This is a genomic window from Cyanobium sp. T1G-Tous, from assembly GCF_024345455.1.
Taxonomy (GTDB): domain Bacteria; phylum Cyanobacteriota; class Cyanobacteriia; order PCC-6307; family Cyanobiaceae; genus Cyanobium_A.
On the sequence record NZ_JAGQBD010000009.1, the window covers coordinates 61,717 to 75,592 of the forward strand.

The window sequence follows — 13,876 nt, forward strand, 5'->3', positions numbered from 1 at the left end:
GTTTTGGGCCCCCTGGGCCGCGTACCGGCTGGCATGACTCCCACCCCCATCGCCGTTGGTCTGATCTTTGGGGGAGCCTCCGGCGAACACGCCGTCTCAATCCGTTCCGCCGCCACGGTGGCGGCGGCCGTGCGGGATGCCGAAAACGCGTCTCTATACGCGCTGCATTGCTTCTACATCGACCCCGAAGGGCGCTGGTGGGGAGCTGAGTTGGCCGATGCTGTGCTGCGCCAAGGCAGCCCGGTCCGGCCTGAGCAACTGCCCCAACCGCTGCCTCCGCCTGGATTTCGGGGCTTACCTGCCGGCGCCCTGGAGATTGATGTGTGGCTGCCTGTGCTGCACGGCCCCAACGGCGAAGACGGCACGATCCAGGGGCTGTTCACCCTGATGCAGGTTCCCTATGTGGGTTCGGGGGTGCTGGGCTCGGCGGTGGGCATGGATAAGCAGGCGATGAAAGCCGCCTTCGCCGCCGCCGGCCTGCCCCAGGTGCCCTATGCCTGCGTGTCGGCCAGCGCGGTGGCGCAAAACGACGACGCCCTGCTCAACCAGCTGGAGAGCCAGCTCGGCTACCCCTGCTTCGTCAAACCCGCCAACCTCGGCTCTTCGGTGGGCATCAGTAAGGCCACTGATCGGGCCAGCCTGCAGGCCGGACTCAAGCTTGCCGCCGCCCTTGATCCGCGGCTGGTGGTGGAGCAGGGGGTGACGGCCCGGGAGCTGGAATGCGCGGTACGGGGCGGCGGCCACCAGCCCCTGCAGGCCTCGGTGCTGGGCGAAATCTGCTTTGAAGCCGATTGGTACGACTACGACACCAAATACAGCGAGGGCAAAAGCCACACCGTGATCCCGGCGCTGGTGCCAGAGGCGGTGGCTGAACGCTGCCGGGCCATGGCGATCGAGGCCTGTGAGGCCGTTGGTGCCATGGGTCTTTCGCGGGTTGACTTCTTCTTCTGCGAAGCCAGCGGCGAGCTGTGGCTCAACGAGATCAACACCCTGCCGGGCTTTACCAGCCAGAGCATGTACCCGATGCTCTGGGCAGCCACCGGTGTGACCCTGCCCACCTTGGTGCGCGAATTGATTGAAGGGGCCCGAGAATGGCACTTGCAAGTTTTCAGCGGAGGCCCTTCGACATGAGTCACGGCCTGCTTTGGCTGCCACTGCTTTTGGTGTTCGTGCTGCTCACCGCCCTGGGCTGGCTAGAGCGGCGGAGGCAGCGCTTGTTTCGCGAATGGGCCGAGGGCTCCGAGCTGGCCAAACTCGACAGCTGCGGCGGCGCCCGGCTGGTGGATGGCGTGCTGAGTTGGTGCTCCTTCGAAGCCGGCCAACTCAAGCAGGATGACTTTTTTGTGATTAAGCAGCTCGAATTGGTTGAGCTGCTGTCGCTGGGTTCGGGCGAGGCGCCCCTCACGGAAGAGAGCCAGGGGGCCTGCCGCCTGCGCCTAGTTGGTGGTGGCGAACAAAAAGACCTGCCCTTTGCCGATGCGGAGCGGGCCCGGCGCTGGATCGCTGAGCTGATGTCGCGCTCGCGCTGCGAGTTGTGAGCCAGGAGTGGAGCCTGTTGCGGTGAGTGCCACCCCTGTCCCACCTGGATCGGAGCGGCGGCGCCAACTGCGCCAACAGCGGCGAAGAGAGCGCCTGCGCAATCTTTGGCGTTTCCTTGTGCTGCTAGCCCTCGCCGGCGGCCTGGGCTACGGCCTGCTGCGTCAGGGATGGGTGCTAACCGGTCCAGACCAGGTGGAGGTGGTGGGCAGCCAGCAGGTGGGAACCGACCAGGTGGTGCAAGCCGTCCGGCTGACCTTTCCCCAACCCCTGCTAGGCCTGCACCCCAAACGCATCGCCGAGGTGCTGGCCAGTGCCCTGCCGGTGGAACAGGTGCAGGTGAGTCGGCTGATGGCACCGCCGCGGCTGCGGATTGAACTGGTCGACCGCCAGGCGGTAGCCAGGGCCCAGCGACGCACCGCCAAGGGAAGCGAGCAGGGCTATGTCGATCGACTCGGCCACTGGATGAGCATTGGCCAGGGCCAGGGGGCCGCAGCAAAAGCCAGTGCCGGATTGCTGGTGCTGGGTTGGCAGGCCCGCTACCGCCCGGCCCTCGCCCTGGTGCTCGAACAACGGGGGCGGCTTGGTGGCGACATCAGCCAGATCCGCTTTGAACCAGACAGCAGCCTCTGGCTGCAGAGCAAGCGGCTCGGCAAGGTGCGCCTCGGGCCGGCTGATGCCCAATTGGGGCGGCGCCTTGAAGTACTCCGTCACCTGCAACAGGAACTGCCGGCAAAGGTGAAGGGCCGCCGGCTGCAATCCATCGATCTCAGCGATCCAGAACAACCCGAGCTGGGCCTACCCGCCACCCCTGGACTGGCTGCCGCCAGCAGTGAGCCGTAAGGAATCCAGCAGAGACATGCCAGGAAACCCGCAAAGGTGAGACACTCGCCTGATCCAGGCAAGGAAACGTCGACATAATGCAGTCGCCGATTGATCGCACCGCCACCCCCGATGCCGCTATGACCCAAAGCTCCTCCCAGTCAAACGGTGTCCAGGCCTCAAACGATCCGTCCTTTGGCGGCGTTTCAGGCGGGATTGTGCCGAGCCAGTCGGCACGCATCGAAGTGATCGGGGTCGGCGGTGGCGGCAGCAATGCGGTGAACCGGATGATTGCCTCCGACCTTCAGGGTGTGGGCTACCGGGTGCTGAACACCGACGCCCAGGCGCTGCTGCAGTCGGCATCGCAGAAGCGCATCCAGCTCGGACAAAAACTGACTCGCGGCCTGGGTGCCGGCGGCAATCCGGTAATCGGCCAAAAGGCTGCGGAAGAGTCCCGGGCCGAACTGCAGGAATCACTGCAGGGTGCCGACCTTGTTTTCATCGCCGCTGGCATGGGTGGCGGCACCGGCACCGGCGCAGCACCAATCCTGGCCGAGGTCGCCAAGGAAGTTGGAGCCCTCACCGTAGGCATCGTCACCAAGCCCTTCGGGTTTGAAGGTCGCAAGCGGCTGCGTCAGGCCGAAGAGGGCATTGCCCGGTTGGCCGAAAGCGTCGACACCTTGATCGTGATCCCCAACGATCGCCTGCGCGATGCCATTGCCGGCGCCCCCCTGCAAGAGGCCTTCCGCGCCGCCGATGATGTGCTGCGAATGGGCGTTAAGGGCATCAGCGACATCATCACCAGGCCGGGCTTGGTGAACGTCGACTTCGCCGACGTGCGCTCGGTGATGGCTGGCGCCGGCACCGCCCTGCTCGGCATCGGTGTGGGCTCCGGCCGCTCCCGCGCTCTTGAGGCGGCTCAAGCGGCGATGAGCAGCCCCCTGCTGGAATCGGCCCGCATCGACGGCGCCAAGGGTTGTGTGATCAATATCAGCGGCGGCAAAGACATGACCCTCGAGGACATGACCACCGCATCTGAAGTGATCTACGAGGTAGTCGATCCTGACGCCAACATCATTGTCGGTGCCGTGGTGGATGAACGCCTCGAGGGCGAAATCCATGTGACCGTGATCGCCACCGGCTTTGAGAGTGGCGCCCCATACCGCACCGAGCGCACCGTGGTCAGCTTTGCCGGCACCCCCCTGTTCAGCAGCAGCCAGGAGGAACGGGGCGCCAAAATCCCCCCCTTCCTGCTCAACCGCCAGAGCCAGGACAGCTAGCTAGCGGTTTGTGATTGGGGTGACCCGGATTCCACGCCTGCCCTGAGCATCCCGTGTGGCTGCTCCCTTCCGGTCCTGACCAGATTTGGGCGTCGGAGCCGCATGGGTCCGAGTCGGTTAGATGTTAGCAATGGCATCACTCGCACCGAAGCCCGTGCCCCTGCGCCCCGCTGATCTGGCGAGCCGCAAGCAGGCTGGCCTACCAATCACGATGCTTACGGCCTGGGATGCCCTCTCTGGCGCTCTGGTGGCCGAGGCCGGAGCTGATGCGGTGCTGGTGGGGGATTCCCTGGCGATGACCGTGCTGGGCCACGCCACCACGCTGCCGGTGACCCTCGAGGAGATGCTGCACCACACCCGGGCCACGGCCCGCGGCCTGGCCAGCAGCTGCGGCCCCGGGCAAATGCCCCTGCTTATTTGTGATCTGCCCTTCCTCAGCTACCAGTGCAGCCCAGACGACGCGGTAGCCGCCGCCGGCCGGGTGCTCAAGGAGACCCCCGCCGCCGCTGTGAAACTTGAAGGCGCCGAGCCTGAGACCCTGGCCGTGATCGACCGGTTGGTGCGCAGCGGCATACCGGTAATGGGCCACATCGGCCTGATCCCCCAGTCGGTGCATCGGCTGGGCTACCGCCGCCAGGGCAATGATGAGGTCAGTCGCGAGCGGCTGCGGCGCCAAGGCCTGGCACTGCAGGCAGCGGGTTGCTTCGCCCTGGTGCTTGAACACGTGCCCGCCGATCTGGGCGCCTTGCTGCAACAGGAATTGGATCTACCGGTAATAGGCATCGGCGCCGGTGAGGGCTGTGATGGCCAGGTACGGGTCACGGCCGACCTGCTGGGGCTCACCAGCCGCCAGCCCCCCTTCAGCCCGCCGCTGCTGCAGGGTCGGGCCCTGGGGGTGGCAGCGCTGCAGGGCTGGATCGCCAGCCAGCGTCACCCTGCCCAGGCAACTACTCCTGCTCCTGCCACCAAGCCAGTAGCTCCCGCAGCACCCCATTGCTGAGGGCCAGGCCAGCTGGATCGCTGAGTCGCCAGCGGGGCCCCTCAATCCGCAGCAGCCCCTCGCTGATCCAGGGCGCCAAGCGGCCACGCAAGGCCACAAGCGCTGCTGGCCCGAGCCCCGCCTGGGCCAGCAGGGCGGGCATGGACACCCCTTCGCGGCGGCGCAACCCCACCAGCAAGCGCTCATCCAGCGGCATGCCTGGGCAAGCCTGGCCAGCGCTAGCGGGCGGCGAGCCCGGCTGGGCCAACCAGTCGGCATAGGCCTCGCGGGTGCGCGGCCGGGCCAGGCGCTCACCCCAGGGCGCCGCGGTGGCTCCCATCCCAAAGCCCCACCAGCCGGCGCCGCTCCAGTAGACGCGGTTGTGGCGGGAGGCGTGGCCGGGGAGGGCGTAGTTGGAGATCTCGTAGTGTCCGTAGCCAGCGGCGCTGAGCTCGGCCCAGGTGAGCTCCATCAAGTCGGCGCCTAGGTCGGCATCGGGGAGCTGCAGCTGGCCGCGATCGTGGCGCTGGGCAAACACGGTGCCGGGCTCCAGGGTGAGGTCGTAGACGGAGAGGTGGGGTGGTGCCAGGGCAATGGCTTGCCGCAGTTGGCAGCGCCAGTGGCCCAGGTCCTGACCCGGCAGCCCCTGGATCAGATCCAAGCTCCAGCTGCTGAGGGCACCGCCAGCCAGGGCTTGGGCCAGCCAGCCGGCGGCCTCCAGCAGGTCCGCGCCGCGGTGGCGGCGACCCAGCCCGGCGAGCACGGCATCGTCAAAGCTCTGGCCGCCCAAGCTCACCCGGTTTACCCCGGCCTGCAGATAGCCAGCCAGGCGATCCTGGTCAAAACTGGCTGGATCAAGCTCCAGGCTGATCTCAGCTCCAGGAGCCAGGCCAAAGCGGCAGCTCAGAGCCGCCAGCAGGGCCGCTAGCTGGGGGGGCGTCAGCAGGGAGGGCGTACCGCCACCGAAATACACCGTGGCCAGCGGGGGGCCGGGGGGCGAGGCGGCAATCTCCTGCAGCAGCAAGCTGAGGTAGGCCGCAATCGAGGCCGACCCCGGCGCCGGCGCTTCGCCGCCGGCGCGGTCGCCGAGGGGCACCACTGGAAAGTCGCAATAAAAGCAACGCCTGTGACAAAAGGGGATGTGCAAATAGGCACTGCGTGGCGGCCAGGGCAGGGCGACTGCCGGGACTGGAGCTGGCGCTGGGACTGAAACTGGGACTGGCACTGGATGGGGAAATTGAGCAGTCACAACGACAGGTGCGGAAACCCCTTCAGGCCAAGGGCACCGAAATCAGGCATGCTGCAACCCAGATCAGCTGGGTAGCCACGCACGACGGGAATGGTTGACTCCCTCATCCTGATCCTGTTTGTGATCTCTGGCGCTGCCGCCGGCTGGCTGGGGGTAGACCTGCTGCCCGAGCAGCTGCTGCTGCAGGTGGACAACCCAGAAGGGCTGCGCACGGTGCTGGGGGGCTTCGGTGCCTTTTTTGGCGTGATCGCTGGAGTTTTCTTCCAGCAGCTGCGGCGCAAGCTGATGCAGCAGGTGCGCACCATGCCCACCGACCTGCTGGTAAGCCGCGCCGTGGGCCTGATCCTCGGCCTGCTGGTGGCCAACTTGCTGCTGGCGCCGATCCTGCTGCTGCCCCTGCCCTGGGAGGTGATCTTCGTCAAACCGCTGGCGGCGGTGCTCAGCAACGTCTTCTTCGGCGTATCGGGCTACAACCTGGCCGAAGTGCATGGCCGCACCCTGCTGCGCCTGTTCAACCCCAGCAGCACCGAGGCGATGTTGGTGGCCGATGGGGTTCTGCAACCTGCCAGCGCCAAAATCCTCGACACCAGCGTGATCATTGACGGCCGCATCCGCGGCCTACTCGCCTCAGGGCTGCTGGAGGGCCAGGTGATCGTGGCCCAGAGCGTGATCGATGAGCTCCAGGCCCTAGCCGACTCGGGCAACGCCGAGAAGCGCGGCCGGGGACGCCGCGGCCTCAAGCTGCTGAGCGAGCTGCGCGACCAATACGGCCGGCGGCTGGTGGTCAACAGCACCCGCTACGAAGGCAACGGCGTCGACGACAAGCTGCTGCTGCTCACCGCCGACACCGGCGGCACCCTGCTCACCGCCGACTACAACCTGGCCAAGGTGGCTGAGGTGAAAGATCTCAAGGTGCTCAACCTCAGCGAGCTGGTGATAGCCCTGCGGCCCGAGGTGCAGCCTGGCGACGAGCTGCTGCTCAAGATCGCCCGCGATGGCAAAGAGGCCGATCAGGGCGTGGGCTACCTCGACGACGGCACCATGGTGGTGGTGGAAGGCGCCCGGGGCCGCATTGGCGAGCGGCTGCCAGTGGTGGTCACCGGAGCCCTGCAAAACCCCACTGGCCGGATCGTTTTCGCCCGGGGCGACGGTGCCCCAGCCGAGGCCAATGGGGAGGCCAGCGCCAAGCGCAAACCACGGCAAGAGCGCAGCAAGGCCAATCCGCAAGCGGACAGCCCCCGCTAGGCTCCGCAAACGTGCTTCCTATCAATCGCGGATGTCGGTGTCAGCCCCCTACTACGGCGATTCCGCGGTTATGCGCACGCCGCCCCCGGATCTGCCCAGCCTGCTCCTGAAGGAGCGAATCGTTTATCTGGGCTTGCCCCTGTTCAGCGACGACGACGCCAAGCGCCAAATGGGCATTGACGTCACCGAATTGATCATTGCCCAGCTGCTCTACCTGGAGTTTGACAATCCGGAGAAGCCAATTTTCTTCTACATCAACTCCACCGGCACCAGTTGGTACACCGGCGACGCCGTTGGCTTTGAAACCGAAGCCTTCGCCATCGCCGACACGCTCCGTTACGTGAAGCCGCCCGTACACACCATCTGCATCGGCCAGGCGATGGGCACTGCAGCCATGATTCTCAGCGCTGGCACCAAGGGCCACCGGGCCGCCCTGCCCCACGCCTCGATCGTGCTGCACCAGCCCCGCAGCGGCGCCCGCGGCCAGGCCACCGACATCCAGATCCGGGCACAGGAAGTGCTGCACAACAAGCGCACCCTGCTGGAGATGCTTTCTCTCAATACCGGCAAGTCGGTGGAGCAGCTATCCCGCGATTCCGATCGCATGACTTACTTCACCGCTGAGGAAGCCAAGGAGTACGGACTGATCGATCGGGTACTCACGAGCCAGAAAGACCTACCAACCGCCCCTCCAGCCACGGCAGCCGGCCTTGGCTAAAGGGCCATAGGCGACCAATCCAGTTCCCCACCCCGTCCTCACCCTCGACCCATGCCCATCGGCACCCCCAGCGTTCCCTACCGCCTCCCCGGCAGCCAGTACGAGCGCTGGGTTGACATCTACACCCGTCTGGGCGTGGAACGGATCCTCTTTCTGGGCTCGGAGGTCACCGATGCAGTCGCCAACGCCCTGGTGGCCCAGATGCTCTATCTGGATTCGGAAGACAACTCCAAGCCGATCTACCTGTACATCAACTCCCCCGGCGGCTCGGTGACCGCGGGCCTGGCGATCTACGACACCATGCAATACGTCAAGAGCGACGTGGTGACGATCTGCGTGGGTCTGGCCGCCTCGATGGGCGCATTCCTGCTGGGCGCTGGCACCAAGGGCAAGCGGCTGGCCCTGCCCCACAGCCGGATCATGATTCACCAGCCCCTGGGCGGCACCAGCCAGCGCCAGGCCAGTGACATCGAGATTGAGGCTAAGGAGATCCTGCGCATCAAGGACATGCTCAACCACTCGATGGCTGACATGACTGGCCAGCCCTTTGAAAAAATTGAAAAAGACACCGACCGCGATTACTTCCTCAGCGCCGCTGAGGCCAAGGATTACGGCCTGATCGATCGGGTGATCGCCCATCCGAGCGAAGCCTGAAGGGCGTTTGCGTAAGCTCGATCTTTGCCCTGCCTAGACAGCCCGGATGGCCAAGCTCTATTACGACACCGACGCCGACCTCTCCCTGCTTGATGGCAAGACAGTGGCCATCATTGGCTACGGCAGCCAGGGCCATGCCCACGCGCTGAACCTCAAGGACAGCGGCGTCAACGTCGTGGTTGGGCTCTACGAAGGCAGCCGCTCGGCAGAAAAAGCCAAGGCCGATGGCCTGGAAGTACTGAGCGTGGCCGATGCCTGCGCCAAGGCCGACTGGATCATGGTGCTGCTGCCCGATGAATTCCAGAAGGCCGTCTACGACAAGGAAATTGCACCGCACCTGAGCGCCGGCAAGGTGCTCAGCTTCGCCCACGGCTTCAACATCCGCTTCGAGCTGATCAAGCCCCCCGCCGATGTGGACGTGGTGATGATTGCCCCCAAGGGCCCCGGCCACACCGTGCGCTGGGAATACCAGAACGGCATGGGCGTGCCGGCTCTGTTCGCCATCGAGCAGGACGCCAGCGGCCATGCCCGCGAGTTGGCCATGGCCTATGCCAAAGGGATCGGCGGCACCAGAGCCGGCATCCTCGAAACCAACTTCAAAGAAGAGACCGAAACCGACCTCTTCGGTGAGCAGGCCGTGCTGTGCGGCGGCCTCTCCGAGCTGGTCAAAGCAGGCTTTGAAACCCTGGTGGAGGCCGGCTATCAGCCCGAGCTGGCCTACTTCGAGTGCCTGCACGAGGTGAAGCTGATCGTCGACCTTATGGTCAAGGGCGGCCTAACGGCTATGCGCGATTCGATCTCCAACACCGCTGAATACGGCGACTACGTGAGCGGCCCGCGCCTGATCACCGCAGACACCAAAGCGGAGATGAAGCGCATCCTCAGCGACATCCAGGACGGCACCTTCGCCCGCAACTTCGTGGCCGAGTGTGACGCCGGCAAGCCAGAGATGACCAAAATCCGCGAGCGCGATGCGGCCCATCCGATCGAGCAGGTGGGCAAGGGCCTGCGCTCGATGTTCAGCTGGCTGAAAACGGCCTGATCCAGCCCCTGCTCAGCAATCAACTGCTCAGCAACCCCCTGCTGCTGGTTGTCCTCGCCTGCGGCCTCGATCGCCTAGTCGGGGACCCGCGCTGGTGTCCCCATCCGGTGGTGGTAATGGGCTGGTGGATCACCCTGCTACGCCGCGGCGCCGAAGCCTGGGCGGGCACCAGAGCCTGGAAGCTGCGGCTGGCGGGGGGCTTAATCACGCTGGTGCTAGTGGGGGGCAGCGGCCTGGCGGGTTGGGGAATGGAGCGGCTGGCTCCTACGCCACTGCTGGTGGTGGCCTTGGCCAGCGCCCTTGCCGGCCGCAGCCTCGAGCAGGCGGTGGCTGGGGTGCTGAAAGCTCTCCCAAATTCCGTACAAGCTGTACAGAGGCAGCCCGTACAAAACCAGGCAGCCCTTGAGCCCGCCCGTCGAGCCCTTGCCTGGATAGTGGGCCGCGACACGGCCGATCTCGACGGCCCGGAGATCCTGCGGGCCCTGGCTGAAACGGCCAGCGAGAACGGCGTGGACGGTCTGTTTGCGCCACTGTTTTGGATGCTGCTTGGGGCTGGGCTGTGGAGCCTCAACCCCGCATGGCCCGGCCCCCTAGCCCTGGCTTGGGGCTTCAAAGCAGCCAGCACGCTGGATTCAATGCTGGGCTACCGCCGCGGGCGCCTGCGCTGGCTGGGCACGGCAGGCGCCCGCCTCGACGACCTACTGGTTTGGCTGCCCTGCCGGCTGGTGGCGGTGAGCCTGCCGCTGGCGGCTGGCCAGCCAGGCCGCAGCCTCGGGGTGCTGGCAGCGGCCCGGCGCGATGGAGCTGCCGACCCCTCACCCAATGCGGGGCTATCCCAAGCCGCCTATGCCCATGTCACGGGGGTGCAGCTGGGAGGCAGCAATAGCTACGGCGGCCAAATACGCAGCAAGCCCCTACTTGGCGCAGGCCTGCCAGCGCCGGATCAAGCCGCAGTGCTGCAAATGCTGCAACTGAATCGGCGGCTTGAGCTGATATGGCTCACTGCTGCCGCGGCCGGGTCGTTCATCACGAAAACTCTCAGCTGATTGCCCCTGCCACAGGCCCTGCCGAAGCTGCGCGCAGATCACTGGGACCATGGCGATTCGCGAACTACTTGAAGATGCCCTCAAGGAGCCGAACATCGGCCTAACCCCCTGCTTTCGCTGGCACGCCACACCTGTAGGGATTGCAGCCCTCTGGCAAGCCGGGGCAGCGCCAACAGCTCCTCCCTATGAAGATGCCCTCAAGGAAGGTCTGCAGGTAGGGCTCGATCTAAGTCGCGAAGAGCGGGAGTTTCACCAGCTCAATTCAGGCCTGGTGTTGCTGTTTCACAGCTAGGCCTGCTGGCGGAAACACCAGCGCCCATTGATGCAGCGTCCAGCTGACGCATCCCTGGAGGATCAGCGGATCTGTTCGAACAAGGGCCTCGGCTTCTTCCCAACTGGCGGCCCTAAACAGCAACATGCCGCCAGCCCCATCACCACTGCGGCCGACCCGATCGGCCCAATAACCACTGCGGGGCTCATGGCCCTTGCGTTCGAGATCTGCCAGCCAAGCCAGGTGAGCTGGAATCACCGCGTCAAATTGGGGCTTAGAAACCAGACCCAGCTCAAGCTTCACAAAGGTAGGGCCCATCCTCTAAACCCCCTTGGCGCTGCGTTGCCGGCGGCACCTATCTGAGCAGTAGCGCACCTCATCCCAAACATCCTTCCACTTGCGCCGCCACTGAAAAGGCCGCTCACAGACAGGGCAGATTTTGGTGGGACGGTTCTCGTGGTGGGGCATCTCCAGGGGCTCGACGCAGATCAGCGATGGGAAATTTAGGCAACCGAAACCAAATCCAAATCAGGGAAACGACAAAAAGCGACCAAACCGTAGTAGGATTGTGAAGATTTCATAAGGCGGTCATGCTGTTAAGCATTTTTGGTTTCTTATTTGCCGCCCTTTCTTTTGTTCAGGTTCCCCAATGGGACAACGACTGGACCAAATGCTCGGTGGCAGTTCCAGACACCGCCTGCCATTGGTATGTAGTCAACCCCGACAACACATTTGGCAAAGGCTTCAGCTGGATCACCGCCCCTGAATACGACGTAACTGCATTGAGGGACATCGGCATTCAACACGAGGTAACCGTGGCCCAGGGCTTCCAAACGACTGTTGAACTCATGAATGCATCAACCGAAGTCAAGTACGGCGACAACTACTAAAGACAAGTATCAAAGCAGAACCACAATTCAAATAATCTTTAAGTTCACTGAGAAAAGCACTTCAAATATTCCCAAATGCATTGCAGCGCAACAACATGCTGCAATCTACTTAATTTTTTAACGCCAAAGGATGTGCCGAAACCCCCTTCTGGCAGGGCATGGGGTTAGGGTTCGAAAACAATTAATCAGTCGTCCTTGCACCAGGGTGGCCTCAATACCCTGCCATGGACTCTTCAATTCTGTTTGCCTTAAACTGGAATTCGCTGGGCGAACTAGCAACGGAAGATCTTGAGCATGTTCTCAATTCAATGGCCCATTCCATGGATTCAGGCAAAGAAGAATTCTGTTCGCTTTATAGCAAAGTAAAAATCTCCGCACGACCCGCAAAATCAATTACAGCTAGTTATTGAGCATTAAATAAGAAGCCCGATAACATGCAGGGTATAAAAATATCATTTTTTGCGCCTTAAGCAATTGGCAAGGTTCTCCTTGGCGATTGCCAGTGCTTCCGTGCAGGTCTCCCTATCGTCCTTATCAATATCGCCCTGCTCGCCACGAAGACGCTGTTCTAGAAAATCAATCTCCTCCTGCCAGTGATCGGCGCCCATATCAAAGACAGGCAGCTCCACCTCATTGGCATCGTCGTCGCTCAAAGAGAAGTCGTCGTCCCTCATCTTCAGTAGTGATGGAATTCAACCCAAGGATGCCGCAGGAAGCAGGAAAAGGAAATCCCCTGCAAATCCACAGACCAGCTATTGCAAGGCCCGTCCGCGCCTGTTTCGGTTGGATGCGATCCTGGGGAGGAAGAAGCGGGGCATTATTTACAAGCAAGGGGACTGTAATTACATTTTGCTTGCCACACTGCTTCACTGATGCAGCCGTATTTTAAAAATCCATCAACCTTGGCGACCAAACCTGTTGCAGCCACACACGCGATCAAAGGTTTGTTCACAAAAAAATCCCTAGCGTGTTCGACTCCGCCAGGGACATTCTTCCCGTCGCTCATCACGACTCCCTTACGCTATTAGGCATTTACACTCACGGCATGGAGTGATTGCCGCAAGTGTTCATGCGGACACCTGCGGCAATGTTTCAATGGTGGCATTGGGAATCCCCACCGCCCACCTGCCGATCAAAACTGCCCTGCAGCTGAGTCGCTAATGGAGCACTTGAACTGGGGGTATATCCAACTGGCTCTGGTCGCCCTGGCGTTTGGCGGGCTTCAGGTGTGGTGGATTAGCAGCGTCTTTTGGAAGCGTGACCTAGCACGACCACAAAGCGGTGAGGAGTTCCGCAAAACACTGGAGCAAATCTGGAAGAAGGAACAGAGGCAGAGGTAGCGGCGCAATAATTGCGTATCTATGAAGTTGCCAAAAACCGTCTGCAATAACTGCTATACATCAAGAGTTATGGTTTGCAACCATAAAATCATCTTTAGTGCTAAATTTAGAGTTCAGAATTTACCGACTTTTTATGAGCCTTGAGTTTGGCGATCCAGATATTTTTGATAAGATTTATGAAAATTCATACTGGGGCAAGGGATCTGGGGGCGGAAGTTCCCCTGAGGCAACTCAGCCCTACAAGATATTCCTAGAAAACTTTATTCGTCAACACGATATTAAATCAGTCGTTGACCTTGGCTGCGGCGACTGGCAGTTCTCCCAATTTCTAGACTTTGGCAGAGCAACATATATTGGCATCGATGCATCTAAAAATGTAATCGCAAACAATCAGAAGTCATTTTCACGACCAGGGGTTTCCTTTGCCTGTCTTCCAAATGATTACAATGAACTCCCTCGCGCAGAACTGCTGGTTTGCAAAGACGTACTAATGCATTTAAGCACGAAGAAAGTTCAAGATATTTTATCAATTCTTCCAAACTTCAAATATGCATTAATTACCAATGACATTCCCTGCGTATCCGCTTTCGGGGAAATTCTTCTAAAGCTGCGGCGTCCATTTTCACCCGTAAACAACAGAGAAATAAAAACAGGAGACTTCAGAACTCTTGACCCGACTCAACACCCATTCAACCTTAAATTGAAAAAAGTATTTGAATGGAAAGGAAGCAATCTAATACTTGGCAAAGACTGTGATTGGAAAAAGCGAACTTATTTGCATCAATAATGCCAAATGCTGGGGAG

Annotated in this window: 18 protein-coding genes and 1 other RNA gene; 14 read left to right on the plus strand and 5 right to left on the minus strand. The window is 62.0% G+C overall.

The features are described 5' to 3' along the window. Window positions 1-33 precede the first annotated feature (33 nt). From KBY75_RS07125 to ftsZ, 4 genes are all read left to right on the plus strand, one after another. Window positions 34-1,131, plus strand: a complete 1,098-nt coding sequence (locus KBY75_RS07125; protein ID WP_255023463.1) for a D-alanine--D-alanine ligase family protein — start codon at window positions 34-36, stop codon at window positions 1,129-1,131. Then, window positions 1,128-1,538, plus strand: coding sequence for a hypothetical protein (locus KBY75_RS07130; protein ID WP_254935889.1), 411 nt, complete (start codon window positions 1,128-1,130; stop codon window positions 1,536-1,538). The genes KBY75_RS07125 and KBY75_RS07130 overlap by 4 nt, the downstream gene beginning before the upstream one ends. Before the next feature lie 22 nt (window positions 1,539-1,560). Further along, window positions 1,561-2,379: an FtsQ-type POTRA domain-containing protein gene (locus KBY75_RS07135; RefSeq protein ID WP_254935888.1), complete on the plus strand. Its 819-nt coding sequence runs from the start codon at window positions 1,561-1,563 to the stop codon at window positions 2,377-2,379. Window positions 2,380-2,456: 77 nt separating this feature from the next. Beyond that, window positions 2,457-3,638 carry a cell division protein FtsZ gene (gene ftsZ / locus KBY75_RS07140; RefSeq protein ID WP_254935887.1) on the plus strand — a complete coding sequence of 394 codons (1,182 nt, stop codon included), beginning with the start codon at window positions 2,457-2,459 and terminating at the stop codon, window positions 3,636-3,638. Window positions 3,639-3,656: 18 nt separating this feature from the next. On the opposite strand, the gene ffs is transcribed toward ftsZ, so the two are convergent. Next, window positions 3,657-3,753, minus strand: an RNA gene (ffs, locus tag KBY75_RS07145) — signal recognition particle sRNA small type. Between the two features lie 45 nt (window positions 3,754-3,798). Here ffs and panB point away from each other — a divergent pair. After that, a complete protein-coding gene (panB, locus tag KBY75_RS07150) occupies window positions 3,799-4,638 on the plus strand; it encodes a 3-methyl-2-oxobutanoate hydroxymethyltransferase (RefSeq protein WP_255023478.1) in 840 nt (279 codons plus the stop codon). Here the strand turns inward: panB and KBY75_RS07155 are convergent. Further along, complete coding sequence (locus KBY75_RS07155) at window positions 4,586-5,764, minus strand: coproporphyrinogen-III oxidase family protein (protein ID WP_255023479.1); 1,179 nt, start codon at window positions 5,762-5,764, stop codon at window positions 4,586-4,588. The two genes, panB and KBY75_RS07155, sit on opposite strands and share 53 nt — an antisense overlap. A 192-nt stretch (window positions 5,765-5,956) precedes the next feature. On the opposite strand from KBY75_RS07155, the gene KBY75_RS07160 reads away from it, so the two are divergent. The 6 genes from KBY75_RS07160 to KBY75_RS07185 are packed head-to-tail and all read left to right on the plus strand — an operon-like array spanning window position 5,957 to window position 10,863. Then, window positions 5,957-7,111: a PIN/TRAM domain-containing protein gene (locus KBY75_RS07160; protein ID WP_254935886.1), complete on the plus strand. Its 1,155-nt coding sequence runs from the start codon at window positions 5,957-5,959 to the stop codon at window positions 7,109-7,111. A gap of 31 nt (window positions 7,112-7,142) precedes the next feature. Further along, window positions 7,143-7,829: an ATP-dependent Clp protease proteolytic subunit gene (locus KBY75_RS07165; RefSeq protein ID WP_254935885.1), complete on the plus strand. Its 687-nt coding sequence runs from the start codon at window positions 7,143-7,145 to the stop codon at window positions 7,827-7,829. A gap of 51 nt (window positions 7,830-7,880) precedes the next feature. Then, complete coding sequence (locus KBY75_RS07170; protein ID WP_254935884.1) at window positions 7,881-8,483, plus strand: ATP-dependent Clp protease proteolytic subunit; 603 nt, start codon at window positions 7,881-7,883, stop codon at window positions 8,481-8,483. A 46-nt stretch (window positions 8,484-8,529) separates the two neighbouring features. Continuing rightward, complete coding sequence (gene ilvC, locus KBY75_RS07175) at window positions 8,530-9,525, plus strand: ketol-acid reductoisomerase (protein ID WP_255023464.1); 996 nt, start codon at window positions 8,530-8,532, stop codon at window positions 9,523-9,525. Between the two features lie 23 nt (window positions 9,526-9,548). After that, window positions 9,549-10,571: an adenosylcobinamide-phosphate synthase CbiB gene (gene cbiB, locus KBY75_RS07180; protein ID WP_396098080.1), complete on the plus strand. Its 1,023-nt coding sequence runs from the start codon at window positions 9,549-9,551 to the stop codon at window positions 10,569-10,571. 49 nt (window positions 10,572-10,620) lie between these two features. After that, complete coding sequence (locus KBY75_RS07185; RefSeq protein ID WP_254935882.1) at window positions 10,621-10,863, plus strand: hypothetical protein; 243 nt, start codon at window positions 10,621-10,623, stop codon at window positions 10,861-10,863. Here the strand turns inward: KBY75_RS07185 and KBY75_RS07190 are convergent. Together KBY75_RS07190 and KBY75_RS07195 are read right to left on the minus strand one after the other, a co-directional pair. Then, entirely contained in the window at window positions 10,834-11,160 is a 327-nt protein-coding gene (locus KBY75_RS07190; protein WP_254935881.1) for a YciI family protein, read from the minus strand. The genes KBY75_RS07185 and KBY75_RS07190 overlap by 30 nt on opposite strands. A gap of 3 nt (window positions 11,161-11,163) precedes the next feature. Next, window positions 11,164-11,310 (minus strand): DUF2256 domain-containing protein, encoded by a 147-nt coding sequence (locus KBY75_RS07195; RefSeq protein ID WP_254935880.1) that lies wholly within the window; start codon window positions 11,308-11,310, stop codon window positions 11,164-11,166. Between the two features lie 122 nt (window positions 11,311-11,432). Here KBY75_RS07195 and KBY75_RS07200 point away from each other — a divergent pair, with 122 nt between their 5' ends. Together KBY75_RS07200 and KBY75_RS07205 are read left to right on the plus strand one after the other, a co-directional pair. After that, entirely contained in the window at window positions 11,433-11,732 is a 300-nt protein-coding gene (locus KBY75_RS07200) for a hypothetical protein (RefSeq protein WP_254935879.1), read from the plus strand. A 224-nt stretch (window positions 11,733-11,956) separates the two neighbouring features. Continuing rightward, window positions 11,957-12,142, plus strand: a complete 186-nt coding sequence (locus KBY75_RS07205) for a hypothetical protein (protein WP_255023465.1) — start codon at window positions 11,957-11,959, stop codon at window positions 12,140-12,142. Between the two features lie 42 nt (window positions 12,143-12,184). Here the strand turns inward: KBY75_RS07205 and KBY75_RS07210 are convergent, their stop codons facing one another. Beyond that, window positions 12,185-12,406 (minus strand): hypothetical protein, encoded by a 222-nt coding sequence (locus KBY75_RS07210; RefSeq protein WP_254935877.1) that lies wholly within the window; start codon window positions 12,404-12,406, stop codon window positions 12,185-12,187. A gap of 799 nt (window positions 12,407-13,205) precedes the next feature. Here KBY75_RS07210 and KBY75_RS07215 point away from each other — a divergent pair. Further along, entirely contained in the window at window positions 13,206-13,859 is a 654-nt protein-coding gene (locus KBY75_RS07215) for a methyltransferase domain-containing protein (protein ID WP_254935876.1), read from the plus strand. Window positions 13,860-13,876 lie beyond the last annotated feature (17 nt).

Coding starts and splice junctions, on each gene's coding strand:
- KBY75_RS07200 (WP_254935879.1), top strand. CDS start 11,433: ATGCTGTTAAGCATTTTTGGTTTCTTATTTGCCGCCCTTTCTTTTGTT.
- ilvC (WP_255023464.1), top strand. CDS start 8,530: ATGGCCAAGCTCTATTACGACACCGACGCCGACCTCTCCCTGCTTGAT.
- KBY75_RS07205 (WP_255023465.1), top strand. CDS start 11,957: ATGGACTCTTCAATTCTGTTTGCCTTAAACTGGAATTCGCTGGGCGAA.
- KBY75_RS07195 (WP_254935880.1), bottom strand. CDS start 11,310: ATGCCCCACCACGAGAACCGTCCCACCAAAATCTGCCCTGTCTGTGAG.
- KBY75_RS07190 (WP_254935881.1), bottom strand. CDS start 11,160: ATGGGCCCTACCTTTGTGAAGCTTGAGCTGGGTCTGGTTTCTAAGCCC.
- ftsZ (WP_254935887.1), top strand. CDS start 2,457: ATGCAGTCGCCGATTGATCGCACCGCCACCCCCGATGCCGCTATGACC.
- KBY75_RS07165 (WP_254935885.1), top strand. CDS start 7,143: ATGTCGGTGTCAGCCCCCTACTACGGCGATTCCGCGGTTATGCGCACG.
- KBY75_RS07170 (WP_254935884.1), top strand. CDS start 7,881: ATGCCCATCGGCACCCCCAGCGTTCCCTACCGCCTCCCCGGCAGCCAG.
- KBY75_RS07210 (WP_254935877.1), bottom strand. CDS start 12,406: ATGAGGGACGACGACTTCTCTTTGAGCGACGACGATGCCAATGAGGTG.
- KBY75_RS07130 (WP_254935889.1), top strand. CDS start 1,128: ATGAGTCACGGCCTGCTTTGGCTGCCACTGCTTTTGGTGTTCGTGCTG.
- KBY75_RS07215 (WP_254935876.1), top strand. CDS start 13,206: ATGAGCCTTGAGTTTGGCGATCCAGATATTTTTGATAAGATTTATGAA.
- KBY75_RS07125 (WP_255023463.1), top strand. CDS start 34: ATGACTCCCACCCCCATCGCCGTTGGTCTGATCTTTGGGGGAGCCTCC.
- KBY75_RS07185 (WP_254935882.1), top strand. CDS start 10,621: ATGGCGATTCGCGAACTACTTGAAGATGCCCTCAAGGAGCCGAACATC.
- KBY75_RS07160 (WP_254935886.1), top strand. CDS start 5,957: ATGGTTGACTCCCTCATCCTGATCCTGTTTGTGATCTCTGGCGCTGCC.